Source organism: Pseudomonas sp. RIT409 (genome assembly GCF_003052515.2).
Lineage (GTDB): Bacteria > Pseudomonadota > Gammaproteobacteria > Pseudomonadales > Pseudomonadaceae > Aquipseudomonas.
On sequence record NZ_QARE02000011.1, the window covers coordinates 42,127 to 61,882 of the forward strand.

Annotated in this window: 16 protein-coding genes and 2 tRNA genes; 1 reads left to right on the forward strand and 17 read right to left on the reverse strand. The window is 59.2% G+C overall.

The window, feature by feature from the left end:
- Positions 1-2 precede the first annotated feature (2 nt).
- The 12 genes from rbfA to rlmE all read right to left on the reverse strand — a co-directional run bounded on the left by rbfA (position 3) and on the right by rlmE (position 11,733).
- Positions 3-404, reverse strand: coding sequence for a 30S ribosome-binding factor RbfA (gene rbfA / locus DBP26_RS15155; RefSeq protein WP_108237948.1), 402 nt, complete (start codon positions 402-404; stop codon positions 3-5).
- Between the two features lie 157 nt (positions 405-561).
- Positions 562-3,093: a translation initiation factor IF-2 gene (gene infB / locus DBP26_RS15160; RefSeq protein ID WP_108237947.1), complete on the reverse strand. Its 2,532-nt coding sequence runs from the start codon at positions 3,091-3,093 to the stop codon at positions 562-564.
- 27 nt (positions 3,094-3,120) lie between these two features.
- Positions 3,121-4,602 carry a transcription termination factor NusA gene (gene nusA, locus DBP26_RS15165; protein WP_108237946.1) on the reverse strand — a complete coding sequence of 494 codons (1,482 nt, stop codon included), beginning with the start codon at positions 4,600-4,602 and terminating at the stop codon, positions 3,121-3,123.
- A gap of 59 nt (positions 4,603-4,661) precedes the next feature.
- Complete coding sequence (rimP, locus tag DBP26_RS15170) at positions 4,662-5,120, reverse strand: ribosome maturation factor RimP (RefSeq protein WP_158541429.1); 459 nt, start codon at positions 5,118-5,120, stop codon at positions 4,662-4,664.
- A gap of 129 nt (positions 5,121-5,249) precedes the next feature.
- A tRNA-Met gene (locus DBP26_RS15175) sits at positions 5,250-5,326 on the reverse strand.
- Between the two features lie 97 nt (positions 5,327-5,423).
- Positions 5,424-5,509 (reverse strand) — tRNA-Leu (locus DBP26_RS15180).
- A 45-nt stretch (positions 5,510-5,554) separates the two neighbouring features.
- Positions 5,555-5,938: a preprotein translocase subunit SecG gene (secG, locus tag DBP26_RS15185; RefSeq protein ID WP_108237945.1), complete on the reverse strand. Its 384-nt coding sequence runs from the start codon at positions 5,936-5,938 to the stop codon at positions 5,555-5,557.
- Between the two features lie 4 nt (positions 5,939-5,942).
- Positions 5,943-6,698, reverse strand: coding sequence for a triose-phosphate isomerase (gene tpiA, locus DBP26_RS15190; RefSeq protein WP_108237944.1), 756 nt, complete (start codon positions 6,696-6,698; stop codon positions 5,943-5,945).
- Positions 6,699-6,764: 66 nt separating this feature from the next.
- Positions 6,765-8,108 (reverse strand): phosphoglucosamine mutase, encoded by a 1,344-nt coding sequence (gene glmM, locus DBP26_RS15195; protein WP_108237943.1) that lies wholly within the window; start codon positions 8,106-8,108, stop codon positions 6,765-6,767.
- Positions 8,109-8,124: 16 nt separating this feature from the next.
- Positions 8,125-8,976 (reverse strand): dihydropteroate synthase, encoded by an 852-nt coding sequence (folP, locus tag DBP26_RS15200; protein WP_108237942.1) that lies wholly within the window; start codon positions 8,974-8,976, stop codon positions 8,125-8,127.
- An 8-nt stretch (positions 8,977-8,984) separates the two neighbouring features.
- Complete coding sequence (ftsH, locus tag DBP26_RS15205; RefSeq protein ID WP_108237941.1) at positions 8,985-10,895, reverse strand: ATP-dependent zinc metalloprotease FtsH; 1,911 nt, start codon at positions 10,893-10,895, stop codon at positions 8,985-8,987.
- A 187-nt stretch (positions 10,896-11,082) separates the two neighbouring features.
- Positions 11,083-11,733 carry a 23S rRNA (uridine(2552)-2'-O)-methyltransferase RlmE gene (gene rlmE / locus DBP26_RS15210; protein WP_108237940.1) on the reverse strand — a complete coding sequence of 217 codons (651 nt, stop codon included), beginning with the start codon at positions 11,731-11,733 and terminating at the stop codon, positions 11,083-11,085.
- 102 nt (positions 11,734-11,835) lie between these two features.
- Between rlmE and DBP26_RS15215 the strand changes: the two genes are divergently transcribed.
- Complete coding sequence (locus DBP26_RS15215) at positions 11,836-12,144, forward strand: YhbY family RNA-binding protein (protein ID WP_108237939.1); 309 nt, start codon at positions 11,836-11,838, stop codon at positions 12,142-12,144.
- 90 nt (positions 12,145-12,234) lie between these two features.
- Here DBP26_RS15215 and greA read toward each other — a convergent pair whose 3' ends face one another.
- The 5 genes from greA to dnaJ all read right to left on the reverse strand — a co-directional run bounded on the left by greA (position 12,235) and on the right by dnaJ (position 19,436).
- Positions 12,235-12,711 carry a transcription elongation factor GreA gene (greA, locus tag DBP26_RS15220; RefSeq protein WP_108237980.1) on the reverse strand — a complete coding sequence of 159 codons (477 nt, stop codon included), beginning with the start codon at positions 12,709-12,711 and terminating at the stop codon, positions 12,235-12,237.
- Between the two features lie 2 nt (positions 12,712-12,713).
- Positions 12,714-15,935, reverse strand: coding sequence for a carbamoyl-phosphate synthase large subunit (carB, locus tag DBP26_RS15225; protein ID WP_108237938.1), 3,222 nt, complete (start codon positions 15,933-15,935; stop codon positions 12,714-12,716).
- A gap of 127 nt (positions 15,936-16,062) precedes the next feature.
- The gene (gene carA, locus DBP26_RS15230) at positions 16,063-17,199 is read right to left on the reverse strand and encodes a glutamine-hydrolyzing carbamoyl-phosphate synthase small subunit (RefSeq protein ID WP_108237937.1); all 1,137 of its coding nucleotides are present in this window, start codon (positions 17,197-17,199) and stop codon (positions 16,063-16,065) included.
- A gap of 292 nt (positions 17,200-17,491) precedes the next feature.
- Entirely contained in the window at positions 17,492-18,298 is an 807-nt protein-coding gene (dapB, locus tag DBP26_RS15235; protein WP_108237936.1) for a 4-hydroxy-tetrahydrodipicolinate reductase, read from the reverse strand.
- 10 nt (positions 18,299-18,308) lie between these two features.
- The gene (gene dnaJ / locus DBP26_RS15240) at positions 18,309-19,436 is read right to left on the reverse strand and encodes a molecular chaperone DnaJ (RefSeq protein WP_108237935.1); all 1,128 of its coding nucleotides are present in this window, start codon (positions 19,434-19,436) and stop codon (positions 18,309-18,311) included.
- Positions 19,437-19,756: the final 320 nt, after the last annotated feature.

Sequence of the window (19,756 nt, forward strand, 5' to 3'; positions counted from 1 at the left end):
CGTCAGTCCTCCGAACCGTCTTGCTTCGCGGCCGGCTCGTGCTGGCTGTCCTCGGCCACAGCGCGCTCGATCAGCGCCGACAGGTGGGCGCCACGGGAGACGCTCTCGTCGTAGTGGAAGTGCAATTGCGGGACGCTGCGCAGCTTCATCTCGCGGCCCAGTTGCATACGCAGGAAGCCTGCCGCAGCGTTCAACACCTTGAGGGTTTGAGCGATGTCTTGCGCGCCATCCTGCCCCATCACGGTGATGTAGATTTTGGCGTGACCGACGTCACGGCTCACGTCCACGGCTGTAATGGTGACCAGACCTACGCGAGGGTCCTTGACTTCACGACGGATCAACTGTGCCAGCTCGCGCTGCATCTGATCGCCGATACGTTGGGTGCGGCTGTATTCTTTTGCCATGTCTTGTTACCTGTACTGACCCACGGCATGAGCCGTACGGTCTGAAAGCGGCAAACGCCCGGCCAGGCTGAAGCCGGACCGGGCGTTGCGTTGAGAGTTCATGACACTCGGCGGGCACAGGCCTGCGACGAGTATCGCGACTCTTGAGGCTCGCGATTCAGAGGCTGCGGGCCACTTCGACCTTCTCGAACACTTCGATCTTGTCGCCGACCTTGACGTCGTTGTAGCTCTTGACGCCGATACCGCACTCCATGCCGGCACGCACTTCAGAAGCGTCATCCTTGAAGCGACGCAGGGACTCCAGCTCGCCTTCGAAGATAACGATGTCTTCACGCAGTACGCGAATCGGACGGTTCCGGTACACGACACCTTCGGTGACCATGCAACCTGCGATCGCACCGAATTTCGGCGAGCGGAACACGTCACGCACTTCGGCGATACCCAGGATGTTTTCCCGGACGTCGCTGCCAAGCATGCCGGTGAGGGCCTTCTTGACGTCTTCGATGATGTCGTAGATGACATTGTAATAACGCATGTCCAGACCTTCCTGCTCGACGATCTTGCGCGCACCGGCATCGGCACGCACGTTGAAGCCGAACAGAACAGCGTTGGAAGCCAGCGCCAGGTTGGCGTCGCTTTCGGTGATACCACCGACGCCGCCACCCACGACACGCACCTGCACTTCATCGTTGCCCAGGCCGTTCAGAGCACCTTGCAGCGCTTCAAGAGAGCCACGAACATCGGATTTGAGGACGATGTTGAGCGTCTTCTTCTCTTCCTGCCCCATGCTCTCGAAGATGTTTTCCAGCTTGCCTGCGTGAGCACGGGCCAGCTTGACTTCGCGGAACTTGCCTTGACGGAACAGCGCCACTTCGCGAGCTTTCTTCTCGTCAGCGACCACACTCATCTCGTCGCCCGCATCCGGCGTACCGTCCAGGCCGAGAATCTCGACCGGGATGGCCGGGCCAGCTTCCTTGATGGGCTTGCCGTTCTCATCGAGCATGGCGCGGACGCGACCGTAGTTGGAGCCGACCAGAACCATATCGCCTTGACGCAGCGTACCGTCCTGAACCAGGACGGTGGCCACAGGACCACGCCCCTTGTCCAGACGCGATTCAACTACCACACCGCGACCCGGCGCGGAAGGCGTGGCCTTGAGCTCCAGAACTTCGGCCTGGAGCAGGACAGCTTCCAGCAACTCGTCGACGCCCGTACCCATTTTCGCCGAAACCGGTACGAATGGGCTGTCGCCACCCCACTCTTCAGGGTTCACGCCGTGGGCGGCCAATTCACTCTTGATGCGGTCCAGGTCAGCGCCCGGTTTGTCGATCTTGTTCACGGCGACCACCAGCGGCACACCGGCAGCCTGTGCGTGCTGCACGGCTTCGATGGTCTGCGGCATCACGCCGTCGTCTGCGGCGACGACCAGAATCACGATGTCGGTGGCCTTGGCACCACGAGCACGCATTGCGGTAAACGCAGCGTGGCCCGGGGTGTCCAGGAAGGTCACCATGCCACGCTCGGTTTCCACGTGGTAAGCACCGATGTGCTGAGTAATACCACCGGCCTCGCCAGCAGCGACCTTGGCACGACGGATGTAGTCGAGCAGAGAGGTCTTACCGTGGTCGACGTGGCCCATGACGGTCACGACCGGCGCACGAGGTACGGTCTCACCTTCGAACTTCAGCGACTCGGCGAGGGAATCTTCCAGCGCGGTGTCACTGATCAGGGTCACTTTGTGGCCCAGTTCTTCAGCAACCAGTTGGGCAGTTTCCTGATCCAGTACCTGGTTGATGGTGGCCGGGGTACCCAGCTTGAACATGAACTTGATGATTTCAGCGGCCTTGACCGACATCTGCTGGGCGAGGTCGCCCACAGTGATGGTCTCGCCAATCTTCACTTCACGGATCACAGGACCGGTTGGGTTCTGGAAGCCATGCGCGTTACGCTTCTTCAGTTTGGCCTTGCCACCGCGACCGCCACGACGGAAACCATCGCTTTCTTCGTCCGTGGTGCGCGGAGCAACGCGCGGCGCGGGCGCCTTCTCCTTGACGGTGGCACGATGCGGGGCGTTCTTGCGTTCACCATCACCACCGCCGCGACGGTTGCTATCGTCGTTACGGGTGCGATCAGGCCGGCGCGGCTCGTCCTTCTTCCGGGCATCGGCAGCGGGAGCGGCCACTGGAGCCGCTTCGACAGGCGCGTCCACGGCCTGTGGAGCGGGCTCTGGCTCTGGCGCAGGTGCAACGGCCTCGGCAGCTTCCGGAGCTGGAGCAGGCTGACGGCGCGCTTCTTCCTCGGCACGCAGACGGGCTTCTTCTTCAGCCTTTTGACGGGCGGCATTTTCTACCGCACGACGTTCTTCCTGCTCACGCTTGCGCTCGGCTTCGATTTCTTCCGGGCTGCGCTGTACAAAGACTTTCTTCTTGCGCACTTCCACGCTGATGCTTTTGCTACCGGCAACGCGCAGGGTACTGGTGGTCTTACGCTGCAAAGTGATCTTGCGCGGTTCTTCCACTTTTGCCTTGTGGCCGCTTTTCAGGTGCGTCAACAGGGCTTGCTTTTCGTTATCGGTCACAACTTGCTCGGCGGCGGTGTGCGGCAGACCTGCCTCACGCATCTGCTGTAGCAGGCGCTCTACCGGTGTGTCGACCGTTTTGGCCAGTTCTTTCACCGTGACTTGCGTCATGCACTTCTCTCCTCAGGCCGCATTTACTTACTCGAACCAATGGGCTCGGGCGGCCATGATCAACTTGCCGGCACGATCATCGTCAATGCCGTCGATGTCGAGCAGGTCGTCAATAGACTGCTCGGCCAGGTCTTCGCGGGTAATCACGCCGCGCACCGCCAGTTCCATCGCCAAATCCTTGTCCATGCCCTCAAGTGAGAGCAGGTCTTCGGCCGGATGGGCGTCTGCCAGCTTTTCCTCAGTAGCGATGGCTTTGGTCAACAAACGATCCTTGGCACGAGCACGAAGCTCGTTGACGATGTCTTCGTCGAAGCCGTCGATGTTGAGCATTTCTTCCAACGGTACGTAGGCAATCTCTTCCAGGCTGGTGAAGCCTTCGTCGACCAGCACCTGAGCCAGTTCTTCGTCGACTTCCAGCTCGTCGATGAAGTTGCGCAGGATGTCGCCGGTTTCCGCTTGCTGCTTGGCCTGGATGTCCGATTCGGTCATCACGTTCAGGGTCCAGCCGGTCAACTGACTGGCAAGGCGAACGTTCTGGCCACCACGGCCAATCGCCTGGGCCAGGTTATCTGCACCTACAGCGATATCCATGGCGTGGGCGTCTTCATCAACGATGATCGCCGCCACTTCGGCAGGCGACATGGCGTTGATGACAAACTGTGCAGGGTTGTCGTCCCACAGCACGATATCCACACGCTCACCGCCCAGCTCACCGGAGACAGCCTGGACACGCGAACCGCGCATGCCGATGCAGGCGCCTTGCGGGTCAATGCGCTTGTCCTTGGAGCGAACTGCGATTTTTGCACGCGATCCAGGATCGCGAGAGGCAGCCATCACCTCGATCAGGCCTTCGGCGATTTCCGGAACTTCAATCCGGAAAAGCTCGATCAGCATTTCCGGCGCGGTACGCGACAGGATCAGCTGAGGGCCGCGGTTTTCGGTGCGGATCTCTTTGAGCAATGCACGGACGCGAACACCCACACGGAAAGTCTCCCGCGAGATGATGTCTTCACGCGCCAGCAACGCCTCGGCATTGTTACCCAGGTCGACGATGACATTGTCACGTGTCACCTTTTTAACAGTGCCGGAAATGATTTCGCCCAGACGCTCGCGATAAGCATCGACGACCTGAGCACGTTCGGCTTCGCGAACCTTCTGCACGATGACCTGCTTGGCAGTCTGCGCAGCGATGCGGCCGAATTCGATGGATTCGATTTTCTCTTCTACGACGTCACCGACCTTGGCGCCCGGGTGGGTCTGAGCCACCTTCGTTGGCCAGGTTTCGATCGCCGGATCGTCAAGATCGTCTTCTTCGACAACGGTCCAGCGACGGAACGTCTCATAGGAACCGGTGTGGCGATTGATCTCCACACGCAGGTCCACTTCGTCTTCGAAACGCTTTTTGGTGGCCGTGGCCAAAGCAATTTCAAGCGCTTCAAAAATCACGCCGGCCGGTACGCCTTTTTCATTGGATACCGACTCAACAACCAGCAGTACTTCTTTGCTCATCGTACGCCTCGCCTTTCGCAAGCCATTGGATCCGCGGGATCCGCAGTATCTGGCACGTCTCAGTCAAACGTGGGAATAATGTTGGCCTTGTCGATCAGATCGATCGGCAACAGGTACTCATGGGCATCCACTTGCACCACGACATCCTGCTCCTCCACCCCGCGGAGAAGACCTTGAAAGTTACGTCGCCCTTCGAAAGGCGAGCGCAGCTTTATTTTCACTTGTTCCCCGGCATGCGAGGCAAACTGTTCGAGCGTGAACAGCGGGCGATCCATGCCGGGAGAGGAAACTTCGAGGGTGTATTCAGAGCTGATCGGATCTTCGACATCCAGAACACCACTGACCTGGCGGCTGACGCCTTCACAGTCGTCCACCAGAATCCCGCCTTCCTTATCGATATAAATGCGCAGCAACGAGTGCCGACCCTGGGAGATGAATTCAATCCCCCAACATTGATAGCCAAGGCCCTCGACCACTGGGGCCAACAAGGCCTGCAACTGTTCTAGCTTGCTCGACACCTGAACCCCCTCGTGCATGCTGTGCAAATAAAAAATGGGCGAAGCGCCCATCATGAAAACGCCGTTGAATAGCGGCGTCATAAAGTGTCCAGCTAACAAAAAGCCCCTTAAAAGGGGCTCAGCGAAAACTGGTTGCGGGGGCTGGATTTGAACCAACGACCTTCGGGTTATGAGCCCGACGAGCTACCAGACTGCTCCACCCCGCGACAAAGCTGGGGCGGAAGTATACGACCGAACCCGATCTGGGTCAATCCGACACATCCACCTACAAGAAAGCCCGCTACTGCGGGCTGCCTTGTTAATTGGTACCGAGAAGGGGACTCGAACCCCTACACCCTATGGGCACAACCACCTCAAGGTTGCGTGTCTACCAATTCCACCACCTCGGCATTACAACTCTTTTTGCAGCCCCAATATCAGCTGCGAATTCCGTATTACTTCTGTTCCGGAGCAGCAGGAACATCGGCTGGTGTAGCCGCAGGCTTGGCCTGACCTTCCAGCACCGGCACATCATCTGTCGCCGGCTTTTGTTTCACTTCAAGTACCGCTGGATCTGGCAAACCTACCTGAGTCAGCTGATGAGACTTCTCTTTAGCAAAGTAACCTAACCCTAAGCTGGTCAAGAAGAAACAGGCGGCAAGTATAGCAGTAAACTTACTAAGAAAGGTAGAGGAACCTTGGCTTCCGAAGACAGTATTTGATGCACCTGCCCCGAACGACGCGCCAGCGTCCGCACCTTTACCCTGCTGCAGCAATACCAGAGCAACCACGCCCAGGGCAGCCAGCAGATGAAGAACGATTACGACTGTTTCCAGCATTTTTTCAGTTTCCCGCGGCGCGAATGATCGCACCGAACTCATCTGCATTCAGGGAAGCACCACCAATGAGGCCCCCATCGATATCCGGCATGCTGAACAGCTCGGCCGCATTGGCCGCCTTCACGCTGCCGCCATAGAGAAGCCGCACACCTTGTGCAACTTCAGAATTCTCTTTCGCCAACTGCGCACGAATGGCTGCGTGCACTTCCTGCGCCTGCTCGGGCGAGGCTGTCAATCCGGTACCAATGGCCCAGACCGGCTCGTAAGCGATTACCGCACTAACGAATGCATCGATTCCCAACTCTTCGATGATGCTGTCGAGCTGTTGCCCGACCACATCAAGGGTCTTGCCGGCCTGACGCTCTTCAAGGGTCTCACCCACGCACAGGACCGGAATGAGGCCACTTGCCTGGGCAGCTGCAAACTTCCGGTTCAGCACCTCGTTGCCTTCGCCCATGATCTGGCGACGCTCTGAATGCCCAACCAGCACCAGCTTGCAACCCGCGTCCTGCAACTGAGTTGGCGAGATTTCACCGGTCAGTGCGCCCTGCCCCGCCTCATGTGCGCAGTTCTGCGCACCTACGGCGATCGAGTGCCCTTCGAAGCATTCAGCAACAAAGCCGATGTGCAGACTCGAAGGAAACACAGCGACCTCGACACCCTCAGGAATGGCGATATTCGCCAACCCTTCGACCAGCTCAGCGACGCTGGCGCAGGTACCGTGCATTTTCCAGTTACCAGCTACCATAGGGCGACGCATGCTGTACCTCGTCGGTCAAAGTGGGCGCAGATGTTACCCAACAGTTTCAACACTGGCAAGCCGAAATCAGGCGCAAACTTCCGTGACCAGTTTCGCGAGCTCGTCAGCGTAACTTTTCACCTGGTTTTCTTCCTCGCCTTCGACCATCACCCGCACCAGGGGCTCTGTCCCGGACTTGCGCAACAGGACACGCCCGCGCCCACCCATCGCCGCAGTGACCCGCTCGCAGGCTTCCTTCACGGCAGGGTGCTGCACAGGGTCGACCTTGCTGCCTTCAAAGCGCACATTGACCAATACCTGCGGGCATTTCTTCACACCTTGGCGCGACTCGGCCAGACTCTGACCCGTGCGCTTCAAAGCCAGGAGCACTTGAAGCGCCGCGATAATGGCGTCGCCAGTCGTGGTGTGCTGGAAGCAAACGACATGGCCTGAGTTTTCGCCGCCTACTTGCCAGTCACGCTCCAACAGCTCAGCGATGACGTAACGGTCGCCAACGTTGGCGCGAACGAACGGAATGTTGAGATCGGCCAGCGCCAGCTCCAGCCCCAGGTTGCTCATCAGCGTACCCACGACACCACCCTGAAGCCGTCCGCGCTCCAGCAAGTCTCTGGCGATGATGAATAACAGCTCGTCACCGTCGACTACCGTACCGGTGTGATCAACCATCAGCACCCGATCGCCGTCGCCATCGAAGCCAATGCCCAGGTCGGCCTTTTCGGCCACCACGGCAGCCTGGAGATTGCCCATGTGGGTCGAGCCGCAGTCGTCGTTGATGTTCAGCCCGTTAGGGGTAGCAGACAGCACCGAAACCTGAGCGCCCAACTCTCGGAAAACGTTGGGAGCGACCTTGTACGTGGCGCCGTGTGCGCAGTCGATCACAAGTTTCAGCCCCGCAAAACTGGTGCTCGTCGGCACGCTGCTTTTGCAGAATTCGATGTATCGACCCGCAGCGTCGTTGATACGCGACACCTTGCCGAGCTTCTCGGACTCGACAACCGTCATCGGCGCATCGAGCAACTCTTCGATCATCATCTCGATATCGTCCGGCAGCTTGGTGCCCTGCCCGGAGAAAAATTTGATGCCGTTGTCATAATGCGGGTTATGCGATGCACTGATCACGATGCCCGCTTGCGCCTGAAACGTGCGGGTCAAATAGGCGATTGCCGGGGTTGGCATCGGACCTAACAGCATGACATCGGCACCGGCCGCGGAGAGGCCGGCTTCGAGCGCGGATTCGAACATGTAGCCCGAGATACGCGTGTCCTTGCCCACCAGGATGCGGCACGCGCCCATCTTGCGGAACGCCATCCCCGCCGCCCAGCCAAGCTTGAGCATGAAATCCGGGGTGATCGGGAATTGACCGACACGACCGCGAATGCCGTCTGTTCCGAAATATTTCTTCTTGGTCATGGGTGCTCCAGCCTTCTTATTTTGCCGACTCGACAGCGGCAATCATCCGCACCACGTCGACAGTTTCCGCCACATCGTGGACACGTAAAATTTTTGCGCCCTGCATTACAGCCATCGCGGCCAGGGCAAGCGCGCCGTAGAGACGCTCGTCGACAGGCTTGTCCAGGACCTTCCCGATCATGCTCTTGCGCGAAACGCCGACCAAGAGAGGGCGCCCCAGCGCATGGAGCGCTGGCATGTGCTTGAACAGGCTGAGGTTGTGATCCAGGGTCTTGGCGAAGCCGTAGCCGGGGTCAAGGACAATGTTCTCAACCGGAATTCCCGCTGCGACACACGCCTCCATGCGCGCCTTGAGAAACGACGCCACCTCCCCGACGAGATCGTCGTAGTGTGGATCGTCCTGCATGTTCGTCGGCTCACCGCGCATGTGCATCAGACAAACCGGCAAACCTGTCGCGACAGCGGCATCCAAGGCGCCCTCTCGTTGAAGGGAGCGCACGTCGTTGATGAGACCCGCACCAAGGCGAGCCGTCTCCCGCATCACCGCCGGCGTGGAAGTGTCCACGGAAATGATGACATCGAGTTCGCGGGCGATGGCCTCGACAATCGGCGCAACGCGCTCCAACTCTTCGAGCGGAGCCACTGGCCGGGCGCCAGGACGCGTCGACTCCCCCCCGACATCGATGAGCGTGGCGCCCGCCGCGACCATGGACTGGGCATGCCTCAGCGCGAGATCACGCTGTGCGAAACGACCGCCATCCGAAAACGAGTCAGGCGTGATGTTGAGGATGCCCATGACATGGGGCCGCGATAAATCAAGAACCCGGTTGCCGCAAGGCAACCGGGTCGGGTACAGCGTGGAAGTCATGTCAGGCCTTAGTGATCAGCAGCGGGACCGCCGATGGGAGTTTCCGGCCGAGGGCCAACAGGCGCGGCAGGCGTACCGGAGTTACCGGTTCCACCGGACCAGTCACGGGGCTCGCGCGGCGTGCGCCCGGCCATGATGTCGTCAATCTGCTCGGCATCGATCGTCTCGTACTTCATCAGCGCATCCGCCATGGCATCGAGCTTGTCACGGTTGTCCGTGAGAATCTGCTTGGCCGTTCCGTAGCAGTGATCGATGATGCTACGCACCTCGGAGTCTATCATTCGCGCCGTATCGGCCGACAGGCTCGCGCTCTGTCCACCACCGCCACGCCCGAGATAGCCGCCGTCTTCCTCTTCGGAATACATCAATGGCCCCAGCTTCTCGGAAAGGCCCCACTTGGTCACCATGTTCCGTGCGATCTGGCTTGCACGCATGATGTCGTTCGACGCACCGGTGGTAACCCCATCGAAGCCCAGCGTCATTTCTTCTGCAATCCGCCCCCCGTACAGCGAGCAGATCTGACTGATCAGCGCGCGCTTGGACAGGCTGTAACGGTCTTCTTCAGGGAGAAACATCGTTACACCCAGTGCACGACCACGCGGAATGATCGACACCTTGTAGACAGGATCATGCTCAGGCACGACGCGCCCAACGATCGCGTGCCCCGCCTCGTGATAAGCAGTGTTCTGTTTTTCCTTCTCGGACATGACCATGGTCTTGCGCTCGGCGCCCATCATGATCTTGTCTTTCGCCAACTCGAACTCTTTCATTTCGACGACGCGTTTGCCAACGCGAGCGGCGAACAACGACGCTTCGTTGACCAGGTTCGCCAAATCGGCACCGGAAAAGCCTGGGGTGCCACGCGCAATGACAGCCGCGTTGACATCATCACCCATGGGCACCTTGCGCATGTGCACCTTCAGAATTTGCTCGCGACCTCTGATGTCCGGCAATCCAACGACGACCTGACGGTCGAAGCGGCCAGGCCTCAGCAACGCGGGGTCGAGGACATCAGGACGGTTGGTGGCGGCGATCACGATGATGCCATCGTTCATCTCGAAGCCGTCCATCTCCACCAGTAACTGGTTGAGGGTCTGTTCGCGCTCGTCGTGACCACCGCCCATGCCGGCACCGCGGTGGCGACCAACGGCGTCGATCTCGTCGATGAAGATGATGCAAGGCGCATGCTTCTTCGCCTGCTCGAACATATCGCGAACACGGCTGGCCCCCACACCGACGAACATCTCGACGAAGTCAGAACCGGAAATCGTGAAGAACGGCACTTTGGCTTCGCCCGCGATGGCTTTGGCAAGCAAGGTCTTACCGGTGCCCGGTGGGCCGACCATCAACACGCCACGCGGAATACGGCCGCCGAGACGTTGGAATTTACCCGGGTCGCGGAGAAATTCGACGAGCTCGCCGACTTCTTCCTTGGCCTCATCGCAACCTGCGACATCCGCCAGCGTGGTCTTGACCTGATCTTCCGATAGCAAACGGGCCTTACTCTTGCCGAAACTCATCGGGCCGCCCTTGCCGCCCGCACCGCCCTGCATCTGGCGCATGAAGAACATGAAGACGGCGATGATCACCAGAATCGGGAAGCTGGCGACGAGGAGCTGGGTCCAAATGCTTTGCTGCTCAGGCTGCTTGCCTTCGATCACGACATTGTTGTCGACCAGATCACCGATCAAACCGTTGTCCTGAATAGCTGGACGGATGGTTTTGAAGGAATCGCCATCGGTGCGCTTGCCCGTGATCACGTAACCATCCACGGCAACTTTCTCGACCTTGCCATCCTTCACTTGCTGGATGAACTCGGAATAGTTGAGGGTCTGCGGCTCGTTCGGGCTGGAGAAGTTGTTCATCACCGTCACGAGGACTGCAGCGATGATCAACCACAGGATCAAATTCTTTGCCATATCGTTCAATTAGCTACCCTCTGAAGCAAGCGCCAGGCTGGAGCGTGCCTCGCATGATATTCACCGGCCTAACTTACTACAGAACCTACAGGCGTGGCAGGCGGCGTCTGTAACCCTTTGTGAAACTTTGACAACAAGATGTTCGTTACGCTTCGTAAATAAAGCCATTTGAAAAAAGCTATTGCCTTTACTCGAAACCGCCCGGCACTTCATAGCCGCCCTTGAAACCCCGTCCCAGCAGGTATTGCTCGCGGGAACGGTCGCGGGACGACGTGGGCTTGCGCATCTGCACCTTGTCGAACATTTTCCGGACTTCTTTGTGGTAGGCATCGAAACCTTCCCCCTGGAAGATTTTGATCAAAAAATCACCACCCGGACGCAATACTCGACCCGCCAGGTCGAGCGCCAGCTCACACAGGAACATGGCGCGTGGCATATCCACAGCGCTTACTCCACTCATATTGGGGGCCATATCCGAAATCACAAGGTCCACTTCGGTATTCCCGATAGCCGAGAGGATCTGTTTGAACACATCGTCCTCGGTGAAATCCCCCTGGATAAAGGTCACATCAGGGATGCTGTCCATTTCCAAGATGTCGGAAGCGATCAAACGCCCTTGCCCACCAATCAGACGACTGGTCACCTGGGACCAGCCTCCTGGGGCGGCACCAAGATCGACTACCGTCATCCCTGGACGGATCAAGCGGTCCTTTTCCTGGATTTCCAGCAGTTTGTAGCTCGCACGCGAACGGTAGCCGTCCTTTTGCGCCTGTTTGACGAAGGGGTCGTTGAAATGCTCTCTGAGCCAGTTATGGCTACTTTTGGAACGCTGCGCCACGGGGCACCTCGATGATAAGGGTCGTGATTGACTGGGCGGAGCCACGGCCCCTCGGGTAAAATGCCCGCCAATTTTACAGAATCAGACGAAAAGGGTCAGATTATGCCGCTCAATAACGAGCAGAAGAAACAATACAAATCCATCGGACATGACCTGAAGCCAGTCTTGATGGTGGCAGGCAATGGGTTGAGCGAGGGCGTACTGGCCGAGCTTGACCGCGCGCTCGTGGATCATGAACTGATCAAAGTCCAGATCAAGCTGGAAGACCGCGACGAACGTCGCGCGGTCATCGATGAACTGTGCAAGCTGGGCCGTGCGGAACTCGTGCAGACCATCGGCAAAATGGCGTTGATTTACCGCAAGAACCCGCAGCCAAACAAGCAACTCTCCAACATCCACCGTTACAAATAACGGCATCAACGCTCAGGCCGCGAGTTCGCGCCCCCGAGCGTAACCTGCTTGTCATCGGAAGCCGGAAATCCCGGCTTCCGAGGCAGCAGGTCAGATGTGCTTGACCTCCACGATTTCGTACTCGACCAGACCGCTTGGGGTCTTGATCGCAACGACATCGCCTTCTTCCTTGCCAATGATCGCCCGGGCAATCGGCGCACTCACCGAGATCTTGCCGAGTTTGATATTGGCTTCATCTTCGCCCACGATCTGGTAGGTCACCTGCTCGTCGGTATCGACGTTCGCCAGATCGACGGTCGTACCGAAGATAACCTTACCGGTGTGCGCGATGGTGGTGACGTCGATCACCACGGAGTTCTGCAAGCGCCCCTCAATATCCCGGATTCGCGCCTCGACCATGCCCTGCTCTTCACGAGCGGCATGGTATTCGGCATTTTCCTTCAGGTCGCCCAACTCACGCGCCTCACCGATAGCCTGGCTCAAGCGCGGACGCTCGACCTTGCTCAGGTGATTCAGCTCTTCTTCCAGGGCGCGGGCGCCCTGAACGGTCATTGGATATTTGGTCATGCTCATGCGTTAAGTCCTGCGTGCAGATCCTGCAAGCGACGAACGGTTTTTTCCGGACCGAATTTCAACGCTTCGCAGATGGCTTCACCGGCCGCGATGGTGGTCGTGCAGTAAATCTTGTGCTGCAACGCATTGCGGCGGATCGAATAAGAGTCAGCAATGGACTGACGGCCTTCGGTCGTGTTGATGATCAGCGACACCTCGTCGTTCTTGATCATGTCGACCACGTGTGGACGGCCCTCGGTCACCTTGTTGACACGACGAACTTTCAGACCGGCCGCCTCGATGACGCGTGCAGTGCCTGCAGTGGCCACGACTTCGAAGCCCAGTTCGATCAAGTCGCGGGCAACGCCTGCAACCAATTGCTTGTCATCATCACGGACGCTGATGAACGCGGTGCCACCGGTCGGCAGCACTTCGCTTGCACCCATCTGCGCCTTGGCGAATGCCTCGCCAAATGTATCACCCACCCCCATGACTTCGCCGGTCGACTTCATTTCCGGGCCGAGGATCGGGTCGACGCCAGGGAATTTGGCGAAGGGGAATACTGCTTCCTTGACACTGTAGAAGTTCGGGATGATTTCCTGAGTGAAGCCCAACTCTTTCAGGGTCTTACCCGCCATGACGCGCGCAGCGATCATGGCCAGCGAAGTGCCGATGCACTTGGAAACGAAAGGCACGGTACGCGAAGCCCGTGGGTTAACTTCGATCACGTAGATCTTGTCGCCCTGCAGTGCCAGTTGTACGTTCATCAGGCCCACAACGCCCAGCTCGAGCGCCATCTTGCGCACCTGCTCACGGACTTGATCCTGCACGTCCTTGCTGAGCGAATAAGGCGGCAGCGAGCACGCTGAGTCACCCGAGTGAACACCCGCCTGCTCGATGTGCTGCATGATCGCGCCGATGACCACGTCGGTACCGTCACAAACCGCATCGACGTCCATCTCGATGGCGCAGTTGAGGAAGTGATCGAGCAACACCGGGCTGTCGTTGGAAACCTGCACCGCTTCGCGCAGGTAACGCTTCAATTCGTCCAGTTCATAGACGATCTCCATGGCGCGCCCACCCAGAACGTAGGACGGACGCACCACCAGTGGGTAGCCGATGCCGCCGGCAGCCTGAATGGCTTCGTCCTCGCTGCGCACGGTAGCGTTCGGCGGCTGCAGCAGGTTCAAGCGCTGAACCATCTGCTGGAAGCGTTCACGGTCTTCGGCACGGTCGATGGCATCGGGGCTGGTGCCGATGATCGGTACGCCCGCCTCTTCCAGGGCACGTGCCAGCTTCAAAGGCGTCTGGCCACCGTAGTGCACGATGACACCTTTCGGCTTCTCGACACGGCAGATTTCCAGCACGTCTTCCAGCGTCAGCGGCTCGAAGTACAGACGGTCCGAGGTGTCATAGTCGGTGGACACGGTTTCCGGGTTGCAGTTGACCATGATGGTCTCGTAACCGTCTTCACGCAGGGCCAGCGCGGCATGCACACAGCAGTAGTCGAACTCGATACCTTGCCCGATACGGTTCGGGCCGCCACCCAGAATCATGATCTTGTCGCGAGTGGACGGATTGGCCTCGCACTCTTCCTCGTACGTGGAGTACAGGTAGGCGGTGTCGGTGGCGAACTCGGCTGCGCACGTGTCGACGCGCTTGTAAACCGGCAGCACCTCCAGCTTGTGGCGATGGCGACGCAGGTTCTTGTCGGTGATGCCCAGCAGCTTGGCCAGACGCTGATCGGAGAAGCCCTTGCGCTTCAGGCGCAGCATCAGGTCTTTGTCGATGGAGGACAGGGCCAGGGTCTTGACCTTCTCCTCTTCCTTGATCAGGTCTTCGATCTGGATCAGGAACCAGTGATCAATGTTGGTCAGGGCGAAAATTTCGTCGCGCGTCATGCCCGCCCGGAAAGCGTCGGCAACGTACCAGATACGCTCGGCACCCGGCACCGTCAGTTCGCGCTTGAGGATGCTGTTGGCTTCAGGCCCGGCCAGATCGACTTTAGGGTCCAGACCGCAAGCCCCCACTTCCAGGCCGCGAAGAGCCTTCTGCAGCGACTCCTGGAACGTGCGGCCGATGGCCATGACTTCACCCACGGATTTCATCTGGGTGGTCAGGCGAGCGTCGGCTTTCGGGAATTTCTCGAAGGCAAAGCGCGGCAGCTTGGTCACGACGTAGTCGATGGAAGGCTCGAAGGACGCTGGCGTGCGGCCGCCAGTGATGTCGTTCTGCAATTCGTCGAGGGTGTACCCGATGGCCAGCTTGGCAGCGATCTTGGCGATCGGGAAACCGGTGGCTTTGGAGGCCAGGGCCGATGAGCGGGAAACCCGCGGGTTCATCTCGATCACAACCATGCGGCCGGTGTCCGGGCAGATACCGAACTGGACGTTGGAACCCCCGGTTTCAACGCCGATCTCACGCAGCACCGCCAGCGAGGCGTTGCGCATGATCTGGTATTCCTTGTCGGTCAAGGTCTGTGCAGGCGCGACGGTGATCGAGTCACCGGTATGCACGCCCATCGGGTCGAAGTTCTCGATGGAGCAGACGATGATGCAGTTGTCCTTTTTGTCACGGACAACTTCCATTTCGTATTCTTTCCAGCCGATCAGCGATTCGTCGATCAGCAGTTCCTTGGTCGGCGACAGATCCAGACCGCGAGCGCAGATCTCTTCGAATTCTTCACGGTTGTAGGCGATGCCGCCGCCGGTGCCGCCCATGGTGAAGGACGGACGAATGATGCATGGGAAGCCCAGCTTCTCGAGGACCGCATTGGCCTCTTCCATGCTGTGGGCGATACCGGAGCGCGGGCATTCCAGACCGATGGATTTCATGGCCTTGTCGAAACGGGACCGGTCTTCGGCCTTGTCGATGGTGTCGGCGTTGGCCCCGATCATTTCGACGCCGAACTTCTCCAGGACGCCTTCGCGTTCCAGATCCAGTGCGCAGTTCAACGCAGTCTGGCCGCCCATGGTTGGCAGCAGTGCGTCTGGACGCTCTTTCTCGATGATCTTGGCAACGGTCGCCCACTTGATCGGCTCGATGTAAGTGGCGTCGGCCATGGCCGGGTCGGTCATGATGGTGGCTGGGTTGGAGTTCACCAGAATGACGCGGTAACCCTCCTCGCGCAGCGCCTTGCAGGCCTGAGCGCCGGAGTAGTCGAATTCACAGGCCTGGCCGATCACGATCGGGCCAGCACCAAGAATCAGGATGCTTTTAATGTCTGTACGTTTTGGCATGGGTTGTCACTCGAATCCTGTGTCAGTCGGCAAGCCGTCTTGAACATTCTCTGAGGTGGCCGGGCAGGCTGTCGGATGAATCCGGCCTGCCGCAGCCACCTGCTCGCTACAGTCGCAAGTCAGCCGCTTAGCGGCGCTTGGCCATGGCTGTGATAAAGCGATCAAACAGCGGCGCGACGTCGTTAGGGCCCGGGCTCGCTTCAGGGTGACCCTGGAAGCTGAAGGCGTCCTTGTCGGTGCGCTCGATACCTTGCAGGGTGCCGTCGAACAGCGATTTGTGAATCGCGCGGACGTTGCCCGGCAAGGTGGCTTCGTCGACCGCAAAGCCGTGGTTCTGGCTGGTGATCATGACGACACCAGTGTCCATATCCTGAACCGGGTGGTTGGCACCGTGGTGGCCGTGACCCATCTTGACGGTTTTCGCACCCGAGGCCAGGGCCAGCAGTTGGTGACCCAGGCAGATACCGAATACCGGAATGTCGGTTTCCAGAACATCCTTGATGGCTTGAATGGCGTAGTCGCAGGGCTCGGGATCGCCTGGGCCGTTGGACAGGAATACGCCGTCCGGGTTGAGGGCCAACACTTCACGAGCAGGGGTCTGGGCAGGCACCACGGTCACGCGGCAGCCGCGCTCGACCAGCATGCGCAGGATGTTGGTCTTGACGCCGTAGTCGTACGCCACGACGTTGTACGGCAGGTCAGCGGCAGCGATGTCAGGGTGGCTGTCGGTCTGCAGGCTCCAAACGCTGGAACGCCACTCGTAGCTTTCCTTGGTGCTGACGACCTTGGCCAGGTCCATGCCTTTCAGGCCGGGGAAGCCACGCGCTGCTGCGATGGCCGCTTCTTCGGAAATGTTGTCGCCGGCCATGATGCAGCCGTCCTGGGCGCCTTTCTCGCGCAGGATGCGAGTGAGACGTCGAGTATCGATGCCTGCGATGGCGACAACGTTGTTGGCTTTCAGGTAGTCAGCCAGCGACATTTTGTTGCGCCAGTTGCTCGCGACCAGAGGCAGATCGCGAATCACCAGACCGGCGGACCACACGCGGTCCGACTCGGCATCTTCCGGGGTGGTGCCGGTGTTGCCGATATGAGGGTAGGTCAAGGTAACGATTTGCTGGGCATAGGAAGGATCGGTAAGGATTTCCTGATAGCCGGTCATTGCGGTGTTGAACACCACCTCACCAACGGTCTGACCGTCGGCTCCAATGGCTTCGCCGCGAAAAATGCTGCCATCAGCAAGGGCGAGTATGGCTGGCTTAGTCAAGAAGACCTCCCGTAATAAAGCCTGAAAGGGCGATCGCAGGTTGTAAAAAAGCGGAATGACGTATTGACACGTCACCCCGCTTTTTTTCGTCGAATTATCTGCGCGCTTTTAGTGGACACACTAAAGCTGTAGCTTACAGAAAAAGGCTTTTTTAATCCACCGCTAAAACGCCTTGAAGGCAGAGGAATGCGACAGGCCATCGCGAAGCGGTGTACCACTGCAGGTGCAATACCAGGGAAAACCTGTTTCACACCTGCAGCGGAAGGGAGATCAAACGATCAACAAAGGGCGATCAATGCAAGTCCAGCACGTCCTGCATGTCGTACAGCCCCACGTCTTTGCCATCGAGCCACAGCGCAGCGCGCACGGCGCCCTTGGCGAACGTCATCCGGCTTGAGGCCTTGTGGGTAATCTCCAGCCGCTCGCCCTCGGCGGCGAACAGCACGGTGTGATCACCCACCACGTCACCACCCCGAACGGTCGCGAACCCGATCGTCTCGCGATCGCGGACGCCGGTGTGACCTTCGCGCCCATAAACGGCGACCTTGCTCAAGTCACGCCCCAACGCATTGGCCACCACCTCGCCCATGCTGACCGCCGTTCCCGACGGCGCATCGACCTTGTTGCGGTGGTGGGCCTCGATGATCTCAATGTCGGCGTCTTCCCCCATCACCCTCGCCGCCAGATCCAGCAACTTGAACGACAGGTTCACGCCCACGCTGAAGTTCGAGGCGAAGACGATGGGAATCTCGCGCCCCGCTTCGACCAGCGTGTGTTTCTGTTCTGCGCTCAAACCCGTCGTGCCAATGACCATGGCCTTGCCGGCCTTGCGGCAGAAAGCCAGGTTTTTCAACATCACGTCCGGCAAGGTGAAATCGATCAGCACGTCGAACTCATCGACGACCTGCTCAAGGCTGCCGGTCAGTTGCACGCCAATCCGACCGAGCGACGCCAGTTCGCCAGCGTCGGCACCGATCATCGTACTGCCAGGCCGAACGATGGCAGCCGTCAAACCGGCCTGCGGTGCGCGCAACTGCACCGCCTCGACCAGATGTTTGCCCATGCGCCCGGCAGCGCCCATTACAGCAATACGTCGCATGCCATGCTCCTCAGAGGTCGCCGAAGAAACGCTTCACGCCTTCGAACCAGCCACTGGCCTTCGGCGAGTGCGAACTGTCACCTTCGAGAGAAGAGCGCAGCTCTTCAAGCAACTCACGCTGGCGACGGCTCAAGTTGACCGGCGTTTCCACCGCCACACGGCACATCAAGTCGCCTGCACCACCACCCCGCACGGGCGCGACGCCCTTGCCACGCAGCCGGAACTGCTTGCCGGTTTGGGTGCCTTCCGGGATCTTCAGTTTGACCCGACCATCCAGCGTAGGCACTTCGAGTTCGCCTCCAAGGGCCGCATCCGTGAAGCTGATCGGTACTTCGCAGTACAAATGCTTGCCATCGCGTTGGAAGATGTCGTGTTCACGGACGTTGATGACCACATACAAATCACCCGTCGGCCCGCCTTGAACACCCGCCTCACCTTCACCAGACAAGCGAATGCGGTCGCCGGTATCGACGCCCGGCGGAACCTTGACCGACAGGGTCTTGGACTCTTCCACCCGGCCCTGGCCGTGGCAGGAGTCGCAAGGGTCGGAAATGATCTTGCCGTTGCCGTGGCAACGTGGGCAGGTCTGCTGAACGGAGAAGAAACCCTGCTGCATCCGCACCTGACCAATACCGCCGCACGTTGGACAGGTGACAGGCGATGACCCTTTCTTCGCGCCACTGCCATCGCAGGGTTTGCAATTGACCAGCGTCGGCACACGAATGCTGACCGTCGTGCCACGCACCGCTTCTTCGAGATTCAGCTCCAGTGTGTAACGCAGATCGCTGCCACGCTGAGCGCCGCCGCGACCACCACCGCCACGGCCGCCGCCGAAGAAGTCACTGAAGACATCGCCAAAGATGTCGGAGAAGTTCGCCCCGCCACCGAAACCACCGCCGCCGCCCATGCCTTGTTCCATGGCCGCATGACCGTACTGGTCGTACGCTGCGCGCTTGCTGGCGTCGGACAGTACTTCATAAGCTTCGTTGGCTTCCTTGAACGCATCTTCCGCGGCCTTGTCGCCCGGATTGCGGTCAGGGTGATATTTCATGGCGAGACGGCGGTAAGCCTTTTTCAGGTCGGCCTCGCTGGAGCCTCGCTCCACCCCCAATACTTCGTAATAGTCACGCTTTGACATAAGTTTTCTGCACTCTTGAGGACGTCCGACACCACGCTCCTGAGCGTGTCGAACTCGTTGAGCCCCTTTCAGGCCCGGACCCAACTCACGTCAATTAACGATCCTGGTCTTGGTTCAACGGCCTTTGATCGACCGAGTAAAACGGCAGAACAAACCGGACTGCAGGAGCAAACCGGCTTAGCCACAAGGCGCACGACATGATTCGCGCCCCTTAGAATTTTGCGGATTCCAGACACGCCAACGCGGGAGCAAGCCCCCGCGCGGCGACATCCTACCAGCGACCACTCAAAAGTGGTCAACCGGCGATCAAGTGAGCCTGC